Here is a 14,889-nt window from a genome sequence, read left to right as displayed (position 1 = left end):
CCTGCCGCCCGCACCGGCCGGTGCCGCCAGCGGCTGTGGGAGCGGGCCTACTGGGGGCGCAGGTCCTGGTCGGCCGCCAGCAGGTAGCGGCAGCCGCCATCGCCGAGCGCCTGGAACACCAGCGCCCGGTCGACCCCGAAGTCCAGGCAGTCGCCCGGTGCGAGCCGGAAGCGCTCCTCGCCGTAGTCGACCTGCAACTCGCCTTCGAGCAACCACAGGCATTGCCGGTACGGCTTGCCGCTCCAGCGCGGATAGGCGACCCGCGCCGCGCGCGGCAGCTCGACCTCGACCAGCTCGATGCCGCCGGCCGCGCCGCGCTCGAGCACCTGCCGCCGCAGGTAGCCCGCGCCGGGGTCGCGCCACACCGCCTGCGCGGCGCGGGGGCGCAGCCGCTGCGTCTCGCGGCCCTCGTCCTGCGTCAGCAGCTGCGCCAGCGGCACGCCCAGCCCCGCCGCCAGCCGGCCCAGCAGCACGGCCGTGGGGCTGCTCTGCGCGCGCTCGACCTTGGAGATCATGGCCTTGCTCACGCCCGAGCGCTCGGCCAGTTCCGACAGGCTCAGGCCCTGGGTCTGACGCAGCGCCAGCAGCCGGTGGGCGATCAGCGCGTCGATGGGTTCGGCGGCTTCCGGAATCGGAGGGGATGCATCGTTTCTCATAAGAGACTATTATTCTCCTATAGTAAACAACCGCGCAATCTGCGAAGGACTCCCATGCGCCTGATCCCCTGCACCGAGGAAGCCCACGCCGGCACCATCCTCGCGATCCTCAACGACGCCATCGTCACCTCGACCGCGCTCTACGACTACAAACCGCGCACGCCCGAACAGATGGCCGGCTGGTTCGCCACCAAGCGCGCCAACGGCTTCCCGGTGATCGGCGCGGTGGACGACGACGGCCGGCTCATGGGTTTCGCGAGCTACGGCAGCTTCCGCGCCTTCCCCGCCTACAAGTACACGGTCGAGCACTCGGTATACGTCGATGCCGCCGACCGCGGCAAGGGCCTGGGCCGCACCCTGCTCGAGGCGATCGTGGCCGAGGCGCAGGCGCGCGAGGTGCACGTGCTGGTCGGCGCGATCGACGCCCAGAACGCCGGCAGCATCGCGCTGCACGAGCGCCTGGGCTTCGAGCACGCGGGCACGGTGCGGCAGGCGGGCTTCAAGTTCGGCCGCTGGCTCGACGTGGCCTTCTACCAGCGCATCCTGGCCACGCCCGCCGAGCCGGTCGACGGCTGAGCGCTAGTTCACGGCCCAGAAGCGCATCACGACCTCGGCCGGCCGGCGCACGCCGGCGCCGAGGAACAGCCGCTCGGCGATCCAGGCCAGCGCGGGCGAGGCGGTCTCGAAATGCGGCGTGCAGCGGAAATACACCTGCGCCGGATCGACCGGCTCGCCGCGCAGCAGCCGCGCCATGGTCTCGCGCGAGGCGCTGCGGATCGCGTGGTTCTGCACGTAGACGAGGTCGCCCGCATCGGTCTCGAGGCCGTAGCGCGCATCGAGCACCGAGAGGGTCTCTCCCACGATCAGCTGGAAGTCGCTGCCGCCCGGCAGCACGCGCGCGGTCCAGCCATGGCCCTGCGCCTGGCCGCCGGTGATCGGCACCACGCGGCGCAGGCCGCCCGGCCCCTGGCCCAGCACCTGGGGTGCGCCGACCTCCACGCGCAGGTCGGCGAAGTGTTCGAGCGAAGGCGCCGCGATGGCGTCGAAGTCGCTCATGGCTCAGGCCGCCGCCTTGCCTTCTTCCTCGCTCGCGCGGTCGAGCATCGCGATCGTGCCCGCGTCGAGCTTGAGCTGGGTGGCGGTCACCAGTTCGTCGAGCTGGGCGATCGAGGTCGCGCTCGCGATCGGCGCCGTCACCGAGGGCCGCGCGATCTGCCAGGCGATCGCGACCTGGCCCGGTTTCGCGTTGTACTGCTGGGCCACCTTGTCGAGCGCCTCGAGGATGCGCAGCCCGCGCGGGTTGAGGTACTTCTTGGTGGTGCTGGCGCCGCGTGCGCTCTTGGCCGCGTCGGCCTCGGTGCGGTACTTGCCGGTGAGGAAGCCGGCGGCCAGCGCATAGAAGTTGATCACGCCGACCTCGCGCTTCAGGCACAGCGGCTCGAGATCGTCCTCGAACACGGCGCGGTCGTAGAGGTTGTACAGCGGCTGCAGGCTCTCGTAGCGCGCGATGCCCAGGCGCTCGGAGACGTCGAGCGCCTCGGCCAGCCGCGGCGCGGTGAAGTTCGAGGCGCCGATGGCGCGCACCTTGCCGGCCTTCACGAGGTCGTCGAAGGCACCCAGCGTGTCCTCGAGCGGCGTGTTGGCGTCGTCGTCGTGCGACTGGTAGAGGTCGATGTAGTCGGTCTGCAGGCGCTTGAGCGAGGCCTCGACCGCCTCGCGGATGTAGGCCGGCGAGAGCCCGACCTTGCCTTCGCCCATCGACTTGCCGAGCTTGGTGGCCAGCACCACGCGGCTGCGCTTGCCGCTCTGCTTGAGCCACTTGCCGATGATGGTCTCGGACTCGCCGCCGCTGTGGCCCGGCACCCAGTACGAGTAGACGTCGGCGGTGTCGACGAAGTTGAAGCCGGCATCGAGCCAGGCATCGAGCAGCTTGAACGAGGCGGCCTCGTCGACGGTCCAGCCGAACACGTTGCCGCCGAAGGCGAGCGGGGACACCTGGAGGCCGGAGCGGCCGAGGGGGCGAAGTTGCGACATGGGAAAGCTCCTGAGGAAAGAGGGAGGAGGAAGGGGCGAAGGTCAGACGAAACCGATGGCGCCGAGCACCGCGCCGGCGCCCAGCAGCCACAGCAGATGGATGCGCGTGCGCCAGACGACGAGCGCGGCCACGCCGGTCAGGAGCCACAGGTGCCAGGCCGGCGCATCGCCCACGTGGTTGCCGGCGGCCAGCACCCAGCCGGTGGCGATCAAGAGGCCCACCACCACGGGTGCCATGCCCTGCTTGAAGGCGCGCACGCCGCGGCGGGTGCGGTTGCGGTGGCCCCAGCGGGTGGCGAAGTAGGTGAGGGTGGTGCTCGGCAGCATGATGCCGACCATGGTCACGGCCAGCCCGAACAGGCCGAGCAGCCAGGCCGAGGGCCCGGCGCCGATGCCGCCGCCCGCGTTGAGGCCGACGTTCCAGCCCATGAGGCCGACGAACAGCACGTTGGGCCCGGGCGCGGCCTGCGCGATGGCGACCGAGGAGGTGAACTGCGCATCGGTGAGCCAGCCGTGCTGGGCCACCAGGTAACGGTGCATGTCGGGCACGGTGGTGATGGCGCCGCTGATCGAGAGCATCGACAGCAGCATGTACTGGCCGAACAGCGCCAGCCAGTCGTGCCAGTGCATGACGATGTTCATTGAAGTACCTCCGTGCTTCGCACTGCGGTGCGAGCTTGCCTGGGGCGGCCCGGCGCGGCGCTCATGGCTCGATCCTCTTCCAGGTCCAGCCGCAGGCCACGCCACCGAGCACCAGCAGCACCCAGCCCAGCGGGACGCGCGCCCAGGCGATGGCGCCGAACACCAGCGCCACGAACACCAGGCAGGTGGCGAAGCCCAGCGGGTGCTTGCGCAACTGCGGGATCAGCTTGATGCCGGTGGCCGCGATCAGCCCACCCGACACCGCGCCCATGCCGCGCAGCGCGCCCGCGACCTGCGGGTTGCCCGCGTAGTGCGCGTAGAGCACCGCGAGCGCGAGGATCACGAACAGCGGCACCGTGAGCATGCCGGCCACCGCGGCCACGGCGCCGCGCAGCCCGAAGTAGCGGTCGCCGATCATCAGCGCGAGGTTGATCACGTTGGGCCCCGGCATCACCTGGGCCACGGCCCAGTCCTCGAGGAACTGCTCGGGCGTGAGCCACTTCTTCTTCTCGACCATCTCGCGCTGCACGATCGCCAGCACGCCGCCGAAGCCCTGCAGCGCCAGCAGGGTGAAGGACACGAAGAGGTCGCGCGGCGACTGGGGATGCGCGGGGGGAGACGGTTGCATGGCGCAGCGATTATCGTAGGCGGACGGCAAGATGCCGGGCGTCGCACCGACAGGACGGCGCCACCACCGACAGGAGACTCCAACGCCATGCACCTTCGCGCCCTTTTCGATCTCTGCCGCCGCGCCGTCGCTTCCTGGTCCAACGACTACGCCCCGAGCATGGGCGCCGCGCTCGCCTACTACACCGTGTTCTCGATCGCGCCGCTGCTTCTGATCGTGATCGCCGTCGCCGGGCTGGTGTTCGGGCAGGAGGCCGCGCGCGGCGAGATCCTCGCGCAGCTCTCGGGCCTGATGGGCGAGCAGGGCGCGGCCGCGGTGCAGAGCATGCTGCAGGCGGTCAACAAGCCGCGCGAGGGCATCGTCGCCACCCTGATCGGCATCGCGCTGCTGGTGGTCGGCGCCACCACCGTGTTCGGCGAGCTGCAGGACGCGCTCGACCGCATCTGGCGCGCCCCCGCGCGTGCCAAGAGCAGCGGCATCTTCAACCTGCTGCGTGTGCGATTGCTGTCCTTCAGCATGGTGATGGGCATCGGCTTCCTGCTGATGGTGTCGCTGGTGGCGAGTGCCGCGCTGGCCGCGCTCGGCAAGTGGTGGTCGCCGATGTTCGGCGCCTGGGAGACGCTGGCCCAGTGGGTCAACTTCGGCTTCAGCTTCGCAATGGTCACCGTGATCTTCGCGATGATCTACAAGATCATGCCGCGCGCGAAGGTGCAGTGGCGCGACGTGTGGGTGGGCGCGGCGGTGACGGCGCTGCTGTTCACCGTCGGCAAGCACCTGATCGGCCTGTACATCGGCAAGAGCAGCGTGGCCTCGGGCTACGGCGCCGCGGGTTCGCTGGTGGTGGTGCTGGTGTGGGTCTACTACTCGGCGCAGATCTTCCTGCTGGGCGCCGAGTTCACCTGGGTCTATGCGCGCAGCTACGGCTCGCTCAAGCATTCCGACGTCGGCATCGGCAAGGGCAAGGACGACCACGTGCCGGCGCGCACGCGCTCGGGCGGCGATCTCTGAACGCGCTCAGCCCTTGAAGCCGCCCTCGGCGAGAAACTTCTCTTCCTCGGGCGTGCTCGCTCGGCCCAGCATCCGGTTGCGGTGCGGGAAGCGGCCGAAGCGCGCCACGATGTCCCGGTGCAGCACCGCGAAGCGCAGGGTGTTGGCATCGAGCGCGCCGCAGTGCACGACCGAGCGCTCCTGCTCGGCCAGCACCTCGGAGTGCATGAAGGGCATGTAGAAGAAAGGCCGCAGCACCTCTTCGAGCTGGCGATCGAAGCCGGCCTCGACCGCATGGTGCGCGACGGCCAGCGCCTTGCCGTCGGTGGCCAGCATGTGGGCGTTGTCGCGCCAGGCGTTGCGCGGCAGCTGGTCGAGCAGCACCAGCAGCGCGAGCGTGCCTTCGGCATCGTTCATCCAGTCGTCGAGCTCGCCGCGCGCGGCGGCGTGGTGGGCTTCGACGAAGCGGCCGGCGAACGCGGCATCGAAGGCTTCGTCCTTGGCGAACCAGCGCTTGGGGCCGGCCTCGCGCCAGAACTGCACCACATCGTGCGCCGAGGGCAGGGTGGAAGACGAAGAAGATTCAGAAGATTCGGAGGCGGAAATCATCGCGGCATTGTCTTCTTTCAATCGGCTTTCAATGCCAGGGCTGGCGCCGCGTGCACGGCGAATTCGGGGTGGTGGCCGACAAGGGATCGCGCAGGGCCTGCCTATGCTGGTCCGCATCCATTCACGACCAGGAGACTTTCCATGAACCGATACGGCACCCTCTTGCGCGCCGCCCTCGTCGCCGGCGCGGCCAGCGCGGCACTGGCCGGCTGCGGCATGATGTCCAAGGCCAATGTCGCGAGCTTCAGCGGCGCGATGAACGCCGCCAGCGAGGTGCCGCCGAACATGACGCGCGGCAGCGGCATGGCCGAGGCCTGGCTCAACCGCGACACCAACGTCCTCAAGTACAAGATCACCTACACCGGCCTCAGCGGACCGGCCACCGCGGCCCATTTCCACGGCCCCGCCGCCGCCGGCGCCAATGCCGGCGTGGTGCTGCCGTTCTCGAACGCGGCCAGCCCGATCGAGGGCGAGGCCACGCTCACGCCCGCGCAGGCGGCCGACCTCAGCGCGGGCAAGTGGTACGCCAACGTCCACACGGCGGCCAACCCGGGCGGCGAGATCCGCGGCCAATTGCTGCCGAAGATGTGACGCAGGTCCGCCGAACGGGGTTCGAGTGCCCCCTGGTCAGTCGGGGGTCACGGGGCTGATGTCAAATGACTTCATGACGACGTCCCCGAAGAAGCCCCGATCCTCCCCTGTCTCTCCTTCTCCCCGTTCCCCGTCTCCCCCCGCCCGCCGCAAGAGCCAGGCCGTTTCCGCGGCCCGCAAGCTCGAGGCCTTCGCCGCGCGGCGCGAGGACATGCGCGCCGCGGGCAAGGCCCTGGTGCTGCAGGGCGGCGGCGCGCTCGGTGCCTACCAGGCCGGCGTCTACGCGGCGCTCAGCGAGACCGAGCTGCAGCCGCGCTGGATCGCGGGCGTGTCGATCGGCGCGATCAACGCCGCGCTGATCGCGGGCAACGCGCCCGAGCACCGCGTCGACCGGCTGCGCGAGTTCTGGCACCTGGTGTCCTCGGGCCCGTCGCAGCGCCTGCCGTCCTGGCTCGGCGACCGCGCCACGCAGAACCAGTGGAGCGCGACCATGGCCTCGCTGGTGGGCATTCCCGGCTTCTTCGAGCCGCGCTATTCGCCGGCCTTCCTGCTCGGCGGCGCGGCGCCGCTCCTGAGCTACTACGACACCTCGCCGCTGAAGGCCACGCTCGAGCGCCTGGTCGACTTCGACCGCATCAACCACTGCGAGGCGCGCTTCAGCGTGGGCGCGGTCAACGTGCGCACCGGCAACTCGGTGTACTTCGACAACACGCGCCAGCGCATCGGCCCCGAGCACATCATGGCCAGCGGCGCGCTGCCGCCGGGCTTCGCGCCGGTGCACATCGACGGCGACGACTACTGGGACGGCGGCATCGTCTCGAACACGCCGCTGCAGTACGTGCTCGACCTGCATCCGCGCAGCGAGCCGCTGGTGGTGCTGCAGGTCGACCTGTTCAATGCGCGCGGCGAGATGCCGCACACGCTGTCGGGCGTGATGGAGCGGCAGAAGGACATCACCTATTCGAGCCGCACCCGCATGAACACCGACGCGCTGGCGGCCAACATGAACCTGCAGCAGGCGATCGCCGACCTGATCGAGAAGCTGCCGCCGCACCTGCGCCGCGACCCCGCGGTCGAGGCGGTGCAGGCCGAGCTCACGCACCACCCGATCGACATCTTCCATCTGATCTACCGCGACAAGCCCTACGAGCTCGAGTCGAAGGACTACGAGTTCTCGCGCGCGGCGGTCGAGGAGCACTGGGAGTCGGGCGCGCGCGACATGCGCCGCGTGCTCGCGCATCCCGAGACGCTGCGCAGCGACGCCGCGGTCAACGGCGTCACCACCTTCGACCTCGGCGAGGGCGGCAGCGGCCGCGTGAAGCGGCCCGGCCTGTCACGCTGACGAGAAGAACCGCCCTCACGATTCAGCCCCGGCTAAGAAACCGGCACGAGACTGGTTGCCGGTTTTCAAACGCTTCAAAGGAGGAATGTCGTGAACATTGAAGACGTGCGGCGCCAGGCTTTCGCCATGCCGCTCACCAGCCCCGCCTTTCCGCCCGGACCGTACCGCTTCATGCGGCGCGAGTTCATGGTGATCACCTACCGCACCGACCTCGACGCCTTGCGCGCCGTGGTGCCCGAGCCGCTCGAGGTGGTCGAGCCGCTGGTCAAGTACGAGTTCATCCGCATGCCCGACTCCACCGGCTTCGGCGACTACACCGAGTCGGGCCAGGTCATCCCGGTGCAGCTGCGCACCGCGCGCGGCCTGGAGCAGGGCGCCTACGTGCATGCGATGTACCTGAACGACCATCCGCCGATCGCGGGCGGGCGCGAGCTCTGGGGCTTCCCGAAGAAGCTGGCCTCGCCGCAGTTCGACTACGAGACCGACACCATCGTCGGCACCCTCGACTACGGCAAGCTGCGCGTGGCCAAGGCCACCATGGGCTTCAAGCACCGCGCGCTCGAGCCCGGCCCGATCCTTGCAGGCATCGCGCAGCCCAACTTCCTGCTCAAGATCATTCCGCACGTGGATGGCACGGCGCGCATCTGCGAGCTGGTGCGCTACCACATGGTCGACGTCACGCTGCACGGTGCCTGGACCGGCCCGGCCTCGCTCGAGCTGCATCCGCATGCGCTCGCGCCGGTGGCCGAGCTGCCGGTGCGCAAGGTCGAATCGGCCGTGCACTACATCGCCGACATGACGCTCGCGCTCGGCACGGTCGAGCACGACTACCTCGCTGCTTCCTCTTCTTCGTCTTCTTCGCAACCCTAACCCAAGGAACCACCATGCAACTCAAGGACAAGGTCGCCTACATCACCGGCTCGGCCAGCGGCATCGGCAAGGAGATCGCGATCCTCTTCGCGCAGGAAGGCGCGAAGATCGTCATCGCCGACCTCAACAAGGAAGCGGCCGACGCCACCGCGGCCGAGCTCAAGGCCACGGGCGCGCAGGCCATCGGCGTGGCGGTCGACGTGACCAGCGAGGCGCAGGTCGATGCCTCGGTCGAGGAGGCCGCCAAGGCTTTCGGCGGCATCGACATCCTGGTGAGCAACGCCGGCATCCAGATCGTGCATCCGGTCGAGGAGTTCAGCTTCGCCGACTGGAAGAAGATGCTCGCGATCCACCTCGACGGCGCCTTCCTCACGACCAAGGCCTGCCTCAAGCACATGTACGCGCAGGGCCGCGGCGGCAGCGTGATCTACATGGGCTCGGTGCACTCGAAGGAAGCCTCGCTGCTCAAGGCCCCCTACGTGACGGCCAAGCACGGCCTGATCGGCCTCGCGAAGACGGTGGCCAAGGAAGGCGCCAAGCACGGCGTGCGCGCCAACGTGATCTGCCCGGGCTTCGTGCGCACGCCGCTGGTCGAGAAGCAGATCCCCGAGCAGGCCAAGACGCTGGGCATCAGCGAGCAGGAAGTCATCAAGAACGTGATGCTCAAGGAAACGGTGGATGGCGAATTCACCACCACCGACGACGTGGCGCGCGTGGCGCTGCTGTTCGCGGCCTTCCCGACCAACGCGCTCACCGGCCAGTCGCTGGTGGTGAGCCACGGCTGGTACATGCAGTGAGCGCGATCGCCGCTAGAGCTTGAGCGACCAGGTCTCGCCGACCAGTTGCTGTCCGAAGCCCTCGTAGGCTTCGGACTTCTCGAGTTCGAAGCCGCGCTTCGCATAGATCGCACGCGCGGCCGTGAGGCAGCTGTTGGTCCACAGCACCATCTTGCGGTAGCCCCTGGCGCGCGCGAAGGCGATGCATTCGTCGGTGAGTCGGCCGCCCAGGCCGAGGCCGCGCGCGGCGGGCGTGAGCAGCAAGAGCCGAAGCTGCGCGGTGGTGGCCGACTTTCGCACCACGAAGATCGCGCCCACGCGCTCGCCGTCGAGCTCGGCGATCCAGCCCTTGTCCCATTCGGGCTGGAACTTGCGGAGGTACTGCGCCACGATCTCCGCGACCAGCGCCTCGAACTCGCTGTTCCAGCCGTATTCGCGCGCATAGAGCTCGCCGTGCTGCTGCGCCACCCAGCCCATGTCGCCAGGCCTGGGGTCGCGCAGCACCACCGTGCGCGTGGGCGCGCGCGGTGCCGCGGGGTCGAGCAGGCGCTCGATCCGTCCCATGGCCTCGACCACCTGTTCGCGCTCGCGCGGCGGCAGTGGCGCGAGCAGGGCGGCGGCTTCCTCGCGCGACTTCTGCTGCAGCGGCGCGAAGGCGGCATGGCCGGCCTCGGTGAGGGTCAGCAGGCTCTGGCGCGCGTCGCGCGGGCTCGGCGAACGCACGATCCAGCCCTCGGTCTCGAAGCGTTTGAGGATGCGGCTCAGGTAGCCGCCGTCCAGGCCCAGTTCGCGCGCGAGATCGGTCGCGACCAGCGCGTCGCGGTGCGCGAGTTCGTAGAGCACGCGCACCTCGGTCAGCGGCAGCGCGCCGCCGAGGTAGGGCTCGAGCACGCCGGCCTGACGTGTGAAGAAGCGGTTGAAACGGCGCACGGCCTTGACGGCCTCGACGGGAACAGCGGGGGATTCGGTGGTCGACATGGGCGCGACTATGCGCCAATTGATTGACAAAAGCAAGTAATTGGATGACTAGGGCTTTCAATGAGAGAGAGCCCAGCCTGGGCCGATGCCCCTAATCGAGGCCCCGGCCCATCGCTTTCACGGGACAGGAAGGGTGGAAAACCCTAAAATCGCGGGTTACCCATCGCAGCCGCATCTCTCGTTTGTCTTCGAGGCCGCCTGCCGCACCACCCCCATTTGATGAACGCCCCCGTCGACGTCTCCTTTTTCGCGCGCGCCGCCAAGCCGCTGACCAGCTACCGCAAGTACTGGGCAGCCCGCTTCGGCACGGCGAAGTTCCTGCCGACCACGCGCCAGGAGATGGAGGCGCTCGGCTGGGACAGCTGCGACGTGGTGATCGTCACCGGCGACGCCTATGTCGACCATCCGAGCTTCGGCATGTCGGTGATCGGCCGCATGCTCGAGGCGCAGGGCTTCCGCGTGGGCATCATCGCCCAGCCCGACTGGCAGAGCGCCGAGCCCTTCAAGGCGCTCGGCAAGCCGAACCTGTTCTTCGGCGTGACCGCCGGCAACATGGATTCGATGATCAACCGCTACACCGCGGACCGCAAGATCCGCAGCGACGACGCCTACACGCCCGGCGACGTCGGCGGTTCGCGGCCCGACCGCGCGGCCATCGTCTACTCGCAGCGCTGCAAGGAAGCCTGGAACGACGTGCCGATCGTGCTCGGCGGCATCGAGGGCAGCCTGCGCCGCATCGCCCACTACGACTACTGGCAGGACAAGGTCCGCCGCTCGATCGTGGTCGATTCGAAGTGCGACCTGCTGCTGTACGGCAACGCCGAGCGCGCCATCGTCGAGATCGCCCACCGCCTCGCGGCGCGCGAGCCGGTGCACCAGATCGACGACGTGCGCGGCACCGCCTACGTGCGCCGCGAAACGCCCGAGGGCTGGTTCGAGATCGACTCCACCAGCGTGGACGAGCCGGGCCGCGTCGAGGCGCACGTCAATCCCTACCTGATGGTCTCGGACCAGGCCAAGGCCAACGGCGCGAGCTGCGCGCGCGAGGACGAGGCCGAGGCCGTCGCGAAGGCGGCCGAGGTCGCCGGTTCGCCGGCCGTGGCCTCCGCGGCGGTCAACCCCGCCATCAAGCCGCTGCAGTTCGTGCCCAATCCCGCGCTGCAGGGCCGCGGCAAGACCAAGGTGCCGCCGCGCGACCGCTCGGTGATCCGCCTGCCCTCGTACGAGCAGGTGCGCGCCGATCCGGTGCTCTATGCCCACGCCAACCGCGTGCTGCATCTCGAGACCAACCCCGGCAATGCGCGCGCGCTGGTGCAGGCGCATGGCGAGGGCACGACCGCGCGCGACGTCTGGATCAACCCGCCGCCGATCCCGCTGACCACGGCCGAGATGGACCACGTGTTCGACCTGCCGTATGCGCGCAGCCCGCATCCGCGCTATGCCGACGAGAACGGCAGCCACGACGGCGCGACCAAGATCCCGGCCTGGGAGATGATCCGCTTCAGCGTGAACATCATGCGCGGCTGCTTCGGCGGCTGCACCTTCTGCTCGATCACCGAGCACGAGGGCCGGATCATCCAGAGCCGCTCGGAAGACTCGATCATCAAGGAGGTCGAGGCCATCCGCGACAGCGTGAAGGGCTTCACCGGCACCATCTCCGACCTCGGCGGCCCCACGGCCAACATGTACCGCATCGGCTGCAAGTCGCCCGAGATCGAGGCCGCCTGCCGCAAGCCGAGCTGCGTGTACCCGGGCATCTGCCAGAACCTCAACACCAACCACGATCCGCTGATCAAGATCTACCGCCGCGCGCGCGCGCTGCGCGGCATCAAGAAGATCCTGATCGGCTCGGGCCTGCGCTACGACCTCGCCGTGCAGTCGCCCGAATACGTGAAGGAACTGGTGCAGCACCACGTGGGCGGCTACCTGAAGATCGCGCCCGAGCACACCGAGCAGGGCCCGCTCAGCAAGATGATGAAGCCCGGCATCGGCAGCTACGACAAGTTCAAGCAGATGTTCGAGAAGTACTCGGCCGAGGCGGGCAAGAAGCAGTACCTGATCCCGTACTTCATCGCCGCGCATCCGGGCACCAGCGACGAGGACATGATGAACCTCGCGATCTGGCTCAAGAGGAACGGCTTCCGCGCCGACCAGGTGCAGACCTTCTACCCGAGCCCGATGGCCACGGCCACGACCATGTACCACAGCAACCGCAACCCGCTGCGCAAGATCACGCGCGAGAGCGAGACGGTGGACATCGTGCGCGGCGAGAAGCGGCGCCGGCTGCACAAGGCTTTCCTGCGCTACCACGACGCCAACAACTGGCCGCTGCTCCGCGAGGCGCTCAAGGCCATGGGCCGCGCCGACCTGATCGGCAACGGCAAGCATCACCTGATCCCGACCTGGCAGCCGCTGACCGACGGCGGCTACACCAGCGCGCGCCGCAAGAATTCGACCAGCGCACCCGCGACCAAGACCGCCAAGGCCGCGCCGGCCGTGAAGCTGCCGATGGTCAAGCCCTCGAAGGGCCGCATCCTCACACAGCACACCGGGCTGCCGCCGCGCGACACCGGTTCGGGCCGCCCCTCGGCCAAGCCCGCCGGCGCCAAGCCCTCGGCGCGCAAGGTGCGCTGAAGCGGCGGGCGATCCCGCTGCGGCGATCGCCCCGGCCGCCATGGCACAGCAACGCATCCTCCTGGCCACCGACCCGCGCTGGCGCGTGGAGCGCGTGCGTTCGCACGCAACCGCGCCGCAATGGAGTCCCGTCTACACCGCGCCCTCGGGCCGGCTCGTGCTGCCCTTCGATGCCGCCGCGATGGAGTTCCGCGGCGACGACGGCCCCGGTGCCTGGATCGATGCGCTGACGGCCCTGCGCGTCGCGCCCGCGCAGCGCTACCAGTTGCGCCCCCAGGCGCGCGAGCCGCGCTGCAGCGTGGTCGTGAGCGCCACCGACGGCGTGGCCGATGCGCCCTGGACCGGCGACGCGGCCCAGCGCCTGTTGTCGCCACGCGCCCTGTACCGGCTGCGCCTGCACTGGCGCCGCCTCGAAGCGGGGCTCGATGCCGTCGATGCCACGCCGCAATTGATAGCCGATGCTCTCGCGGCCGGTGGTCTCGCGCACAGCGAGGGCACCGTGGGCCGAGCGCGGCGCTGCCTGGCGGCGGAGGCGGCGGAAGGCCGCACGTTGTCGCTGCACGAGCTGGCGGAAGCCGCCAGCAGTTCGCCGTTCCATCTGGCGCGCAGCTTTCGCCGCCGCACCGGCCTGAGCCCGCACCAGTACCGGCTGCACCTGCGGCTGGCCGCCGCGCTCGCGCAGCTCGATGCCGGCGAGCGCGACCTCGCGGGCCTGGCGCACGCGCTCGGCTTCTGCAGCCAGAGCCACCTCGGCGCGCTGTTCCTGCGCGAGGTCGGCGTGACGCCCGGCGAGGCGCGCCGCGCGCTTCACGCCGCGTAAGTCCGCACGCAGCTGCGCAGGATCCTGATAGCGCCGCCAGGCGCGCACGGCCAGACTGGCCGCATGAACCGATCCCTTCCCTGGACAGGCGTGCTCGCCGCGCTCGCCACCGCGCTGATCGGCAGCGGCTGGCAGATCGTCTCGCGCCATGGCGTCACCACCTCGCTCGGCCCGCTGGAGCTCGCGGTGCTGCGTTATGCGATTCCCGCGCTGGTGCTGCTGCCGGTGGCGTGGGCCTCGCGTGCGGTGCTGCGCGCGCTGCCGGCGCGGCAGGGCCTGCTGCTGGTGCTCGGCGGCGGCCTGCCGTTCGGGCTGGTGGCGATGGCCGGCGCGCAGTGGGCGCCGGCCGCCCACATGGGCGTGTTCGTGGCCGGCAGCGTGCCGCTGTTCACCGCGCTCGGCGGCTGGTGGCTCGACGGCGAGCGGCCCGCGCGCTCGCGCTGCCTCGGGCTGGCGCTGATGGCCGCGGGGCTCGCGGTGTCCGGCCTCGGCGGCTTGGCCGCGGCCGCCTCGGCATGGCGCGGCGACCTGCTGTTCCTGCTCGCCGCGCTGCTGTGGGCGGGCTACACCCTGGCGCTGCGCCGCAGCGGCCTCACGGCCTGGCAGGGCGCGGCCGCGGTCAACCTCGGCTCGACGGTGCTGCTGCTGCCGCTGCTGTGCTTCGCGGGCGCGCCGAAGCTGCTGAGCGCGCCCCTGCGCGACGTGGCGCTGCAGGCCGTGGGACAGGGACTGTTCGCGGGCCTGCTCGGGCTTGCGCTCTACGGCGTGGCCGTCGCGCGGCTGGGCGCGGCGCGCGCCTCGCTGTCGGGCGCGCTGGTGCCGCTGATGACCGCCGTGGGCGCGGCCTGGCTGCTGCGCGAGCCGCTCACGGCCTCGACCTGGATCGCGCTCGCGCTGGTGCTGCCGGGCGTGGCATTGGCCGGCGGCGCCTGGGCTACGCGTACTGCATCTCTCCGTTCCCGAACGACCAGTTCTCCTTGACCACCTCGACCAGGCTGATGAACACGTCCTCGCGCCGGATGCCGAGCTGCTCGTGCAGCCCGTCGGCCACGCGCCGGTAGAAGGCCTTCTTCATCTCGATGCTGCGGCCCTGGTTCAGCGTGATCTGGATCAGCACGAAGCCCGCCGAATACTCGATGCCCAGGTAGCTGCGCGGATGCACGAGCTGCCCCGGCGGATGGCGCGCGATGACCTGGAACTTGTCGTCCTCGGGAACGTTGATGGTCTCGGTCATCACCTGGTAGATGAGATCGCCGATGGCCGGGCCTAGCGTCTCGGGAGCGGTGTCGGGGAGGTCGATGCGGACGAGGGGCATGGTGTCT

Annotated in this window: 17 protein-coding genes; 9 read left to right on the top strand and 8 right to left on the bottom strand. The window is 69.9% G+C overall.

Annotated features, from left to right (window positions below):
• Window positions 1-47: 47 nt before the first annotated feature.
• Window positions 48-656, bottom strand: a complete 609-nt coding sequence (locus tag ACEN9J_RS08235; RefSeq protein ID WP_413763788.1) for a helix-turn-helix domain-containing protein — start codon at window positions 654-656, stop codon at window positions 48-50.
• A 54-nt stretch (window positions 657-710) separates the two neighbouring features.
• Between ACEN9J_RS08235 and ACEN9J_RS08230 the strand changes: the two genes are divergently transcribed.
• Window positions 711-1,232 (top strand): GNAT family N-acetyltransferase, encoded by a 522-nt coding sequence (locus ACEN9J_RS08230; RefSeq protein WP_057594739.1) that lies wholly within the window; start codon window positions 711-713, stop codon window positions 1,230-1,232.
• Window positions 1,233-1,235: 3 nt separating this feature from the next.
• Here the strand turns inward: ACEN9J_RS08230 and ACEN9J_RS08225 are convergent, their stop codons facing one another.
• From ACEN9J_RS08225 to ACEN9J_RS08210, 4 genes are all read right to left on the bottom strand, one after another.
• Complete coding sequence (locus ACEN9J_RS08225; RefSeq protein ID WP_296725432.1) at window positions 1,236-1,712, bottom strand: DUF3237 domain-containing protein; 477 nt, start codon at window positions 1,710-1,712, stop codon at window positions 1,236-1,238.
• Between the two features lie 3 nt (window positions 1,713-1,715).
• A complete protein-coding gene (locus ACEN9J_RS08220) occupies window positions 1,716-2,690 on the bottom strand; it encodes an aldo/keto reductase (RefSeq protein WP_057594741.1) in 975 nt (324 codons plus the stop codon).
• Between the two features lie 42 nt (window positions 2,691-2,732).
• Complete coding sequence (locus ACEN9J_RS08215; RefSeq protein ID WP_057594742.1) at window positions 2,733-3,332, bottom strand: chromate transporter; 600 nt, start codon at window positions 3,330-3,332, stop codon at window positions 2,733-2,735.
• Window positions 3,333-3,393: 61 nt separating this feature from the next.
• The gene (locus tag ACEN9J_RS08210; protein WP_057594743.1) at window positions 3,394-3,960 is read right to left on the bottom strand and encodes a chromate transporter; all 567 of its coding nucleotides are present in this window, start codon (window positions 3,958-3,960) and stop codon (window positions 3,394-3,396) included.
• Window positions 3,961-4,047: 87 nt separating this feature from the next.
• Between ACEN9J_RS08210 and ACEN9J_RS08205 the strand changes: the two genes are divergently transcribed.
• A complete protein-coding gene (locus tag ACEN9J_RS08205; protein ID WP_057594744.1) occupies window positions 4,048-4,968 on the top strand; it encodes a YihY/virulence factor BrkB family protein in 921 nt (306 codons plus the stop codon).
• 6 nt (window positions 4,969-4,974) lie between these two features.
• On the opposite strand, the gene ACEN9J_RS08200 is transcribed toward ACEN9J_RS08205, so the two are convergent.
• Window positions 4,975-5,556 (bottom strand): DUF924 family protein, encoded by a 582-nt coding sequence (locus ACEN9J_RS08200; protein ID WP_057594745.1) that lies wholly within the window; start codon window positions 5,554-5,556, stop codon window positions 4,975-4,977.
• A gap of 141 nt (window positions 5,557-5,697) precedes the next feature.
• Between ACEN9J_RS08200 and ACEN9J_RS08195 the strand changes: the two genes are divergently transcribed.
• The 4 genes from ACEN9J_RS08195 to ACEN9J_RS08180 all read left to right on the top strand — a co-directional run bounded on the left by ACEN9J_RS08195 (window position 5,698) and on the right by ACEN9J_RS08180 (window position 9,156).
• Window positions 5,698-6,147 carry a CHRD domain-containing protein gene (locus ACEN9J_RS08195; RefSeq protein WP_057594746.1) on the top strand — a complete coding sequence of 150 codons (450 nt, stop codon included), beginning with the start codon at window positions 5,698-5,700 and terminating at the stop codon, window positions 6,145-6,147.
• A gap of 211 nt (window positions 6,148-6,358) precedes the next feature.
• The gene (locus ACEN9J_RS08190; protein WP_057594747.1) at window positions 6,359-7,489 is read left to right on the top strand and encodes a patatin-like phospholipase family protein; all 1,131 of its coding nucleotides are present in this window, start codon (window positions 6,359-6,361) and stop codon (window positions 7,487-7,489) included.
• Window positions 7,490-7,579: 90 nt separating this feature from the next.
• Window positions 7,580-8,359: an acetoacetate decarboxylase gene (locus tag ACEN9J_RS08185; RefSeq protein ID WP_413763787.1), complete on the top strand. Its 780-nt coding sequence runs from the start codon at window positions 7,580-7,582 to the stop codon at window positions 8,357-8,359.
• A gap of 14 nt (window positions 8,360-8,373) precedes the next feature.
• A complete protein-coding gene (locus ACEN9J_RS08180) occupies window positions 8,374-9,156 on the top strand; it encodes a 3-hydroxybutyrate dehydrogenase (RefSeq protein ID WP_261210897.1) in 783 nt (260 codons plus the stop codon).
• Window positions 9,157-9,168: 12 nt separating this feature from the next.
• Here ACEN9J_RS08180 and ACEN9J_RS08175 read toward each other — a convergent pair whose 3' ends face one another.
• A complete protein-coding gene (locus ACEN9J_RS08175; protein ID WP_413763786.1) occupies window positions 9,169-10,113 on the bottom strand; it encodes a GNAT family N-acetyltransferase in 945 nt (314 codons plus the stop codon).
• 219 nt (window positions 10,114-10,332) lie between these two features.
• Here ACEN9J_RS08175 and ACEN9J_RS08170 point away from each other — a divergent pair, with 219 nt between their 5' ends.
• The 3 genes from ACEN9J_RS08170 (at window position 10,333) to ACEN9J_RS08160 (ending at window position 14,548) form a co-directional block, all read left to right on the top strand.
• Window positions 10,333-12,747: a YgiQ family radical SAM protein gene (locus ACEN9J_RS08170; RefSeq protein WP_413763785.1), complete on the top strand. Its 2,415-nt coding sequence runs from the start codon at window positions 10,333-10,335 to the stop codon at window positions 12,745-12,747.
• A gap of 40 nt (window positions 12,748-12,787) precedes the next feature.
• A complete protein-coding gene (locus ACEN9J_RS08165) occupies window positions 12,788-13,567 on the top strand; it encodes an AraC family transcriptional regulator (RefSeq protein ID WP_314733640.1) in 780 nt (259 codons plus the stop codon).
• Between the two features lie 63 nt (window positions 13,568-13,630).
• Window positions 13,631-14,548 carry a DMT family transporter gene (locus tag ACEN9J_RS08160; protein ID WP_413763784.1) on the top strand — a complete coding sequence of 306 codons (918 nt, stop codon included), beginning with the start codon at window positions 13,631-13,633 and terminating at the stop codon, window positions 14,546-14,548.
• Here ACEN9J_RS08160 and ACEN9J_RS08155 read toward each other — a convergent pair.
• The gene (locus ACEN9J_RS08155) at window positions 14,502-14,882 is read right to left on the bottom strand and encodes a tautomerase family protein (protein ID WP_261210894.1); all 381 of its coding nucleotides are present in this window, start codon (window positions 14,880-14,882) and stop codon (window positions 14,502-14,504) included. The two genes, ACEN9J_RS08160 and ACEN9J_RS08155, sit on opposite strands and share 47 nt — an antisense overlap.
• Between the last annotated feature and the right edge of the window lie 7 nt (window positions 14,883-14,889).

It is taken from the genome of Variovorax sp. Varisp41 (assembly GCF_047325085.1).
GTDB lineage: Bacteria > Pseudomonadota > Gammaproteobacteria > Burkholderiales > Burkholderiaceae_C > Variovorax.
This window is presented reverse-complemented; position numbering and strand designations above follow the sequence as displayed.